Genomic DNA, 2,294 nt, shown 5'->3' on the forward strand with positions numbered 1-2,294 from the left:
ACTACTTAAAAGTCAACTGTCTTTTGCAGTTTCTTTAAAAATAAATGCAGAGACAAGAGCGACTGTACAAGGAAGAAGTCGGATCGGGAAAAGCCTATCAGGAAACCCAATCCGATTACCAATCCATAAAGGGTGAAGTCAAAGGGTTAGAAGCTCAGCTAAAACAATTAAGTATAAGTGCTCAAAAAGTAAGGGCAGGTGAAATTTACCAAAATGTGCCGGTAGTCAGCCCTATTGATGGCAGTATCGAAAAAGTGCTTATACAGATAGGGCAGTTTGTGGAGCCTCAAACAAAAATGTTCACGATTGTGAATACAGATCATGTGCATGCCGACCTGATGGTATTTGAGAAGGATGTTTACAAAGTGCAGAAAGGCCAGAAGATTTCCTTCACCATCACATCAGTGCCAGACTCTCAACTTACGGCAAAAATTTACTCGGTGGGTAAAAAGTTCGAGCAAAACCCCAAGGCTATTCACGTTCATGCTGAAATAACAGGAAAAGAAGACTTTCTGCTTCCAGGCATGTACATCAATGGCAGAATCCATACAGGAGAAAAGCCGGTAATGGCCTTACCTGAATCAGCAATCATAGAAGAAGAGGGAAAACCCTACATTTTCACAGCAGAAGTTCACCAGAAAGGCGGAGAAAAAGAATGGAGCTTCAAGGTTGTTGAAATTCGAACGGGTTTGATTGATGAAGGATGGGTAGAAATTAATCTTCTAGAGCCACTACCCAAGGGTACAAAGGTGGCCTGGAACAATGCCTATTATCTCATTTCAGAAATGAAAAAAGGAGAAACGGAACATGAGCATTAATAAAACCACATTTCTTATTAAGGACATGGACTGCCCCTCAGAGGAGCAAATGATCCGAATGAAACTGGAATCTCTCAACCAGATTAAACATCTGGAATTTGATATTCCTGCGCGCAAACTGGAAGTATTCCATCAGGAGGAAGTGCAATTTATACATGAAGCCATTAGTCAGCTTAACCTCAATGATCAATTGGAGGGTACTTCAGAGTCAGAACTACCTGTAGGAACTGACGATTCACATCAGCGAAAAATACTGTGGTGGGTGCTGGGTATCAACTTCGGATTTTTTGTAATAGAAATGACTACCGGGTGGATTTCCAGATCCATGGGTTTGGTAGCTGACTCCCTGGATATGCTGGCTGATTCCATTGTCTATGCTCTAAGTCTCTTCGCTGTTGGAGCTACCATTACTCGTAAGAAAAAAGTGGCGAAGATCAGTGGTTATTTTCAAATGGGCTTGGCGTTGCTGGGTTTTTCGGAAGTACTCCGAAGATTCCTGATCGAAAGCGAAACACCCCTTTTTCAGTGGATGATTATCATTTCAGTTCTGGCTTTAGCAGGCAATCTGATCTCACTTTGGCTAATCAATAAGGCTAAAAGCAAAGATGCTCACATGCAAGCTAGTACCATTTTCACGTCTAATGATATCATCGTTAATGGAGGAGTGATACTGGCTGGAGTGTTGGTTTACTGGCTTGAAAGTAAATGGCCTGACTTGGTCGTTGGCGGTGTTGTCTTCGGTTTTGTCATGCGGGGAGCTATTCGAATTTTAAATCTTTCAAAGTAGACAAATGAAACTTTATACAATAATGCCTAAGAGGCTAAAACCGTATTTCGATCAAGAATTGAAGGAGTATAAAAGGCATTTACACGCAGGAAGCCTTCAAACGGCATGGAGTCATTTGGAGCGGGCGCACATCATAGGTCAGGCATATCCCTACCACCATAGTTCCGTGCATTGGAAGATGCTGCTTTTCGGCATTCGAATCAAAGACACCAAAGAAGTGTTTGGCCAGATCCCACGCCTTTTGATTGGTGGAGTCAAATCCTTTGTAGGGAAGATACCTGTAGGCAATACAGGTGGCGCAAATATCCCACCGTTGAAGCCCCTACCCATTTCCGAAGAATTACTATCAATTTTCAAACAAGCAGGATTAGAAAACTATGGGGCATAACCACGATCATTCACATAACCATTCAGAAGGCAATGTAAAAGTTGCCTTCTTCCTCAACCTCAGCTTTACCATTATTGAGATCATCGGTGGACTTTATACCAACAGCTTGGCTATCCTTTCTGATGCGCTACACGATTTGGGAGATAGCCTTAGTTTGGGGCTGTCATGGTATTTTCAAAAGCTATCCAAGAAAGGCAGAACCAAGACCTTTTCCTATGGATACAAACGCTTCTCTCTACTTGGAGCGATTATCAATTCCATAGTGCTGGTAGCTGGATCGATCTTTATCCTGACCAAAGCA

3 protein-coding genes and 1 pseudogene are annotated in these 2,294 nt (G+C 42.3%); all 4 read left to right on the plus strand.

What is annotated here, in order from left to right; translation table 11 throughout:
- A pseudogene (locus AAGA18_16105) lies at positions 1-818 on the plus strand (efflux RND transporter periplasmic adaptor subunit).
- Entirely contained in the window at positions 814-1,605 is a 792-nt protein-coding gene (locus tag AAGA18_16110; GenBank protein ID MEM9446865.1) for a cation transporter, read from the plus strand. Before AAGA18_16105 ends, AAGA18_16110 begins: the two are co-directional and overlap by 5 nt.
- A gap of 4 nt (positions 1,606-1,609) precedes the next feature.
- Entirely contained in the window at positions 1,610-1,993 is a 384-nt protein-coding gene (locus AAGA18_16115; GenBank protein ID MEM9446866.1) for a DUF3703 domain-containing protein, read from the plus strand.
- The coding region (locus AAGA18_16120; GenBank protein MEM9446867.1) for a cation diffusion facilitator family transporter at positions 1,983-2,294 on the plus strand (312 nt) is incomplete at its 3' end. The genes AAGA18_16115 and AAGA18_16120, both read left to right, overlap by 11 nt.

This window comes from Verrucomicrobiota bacterium, from assembly GCA_039192515.1.
In the GTDB taxonomy this organism is placed as follows: Bacteria; Verrucomicrobiota; Verrucomicrobiia; order Methylacidiphilales; family JBCCWR01; genus JBCCWR01.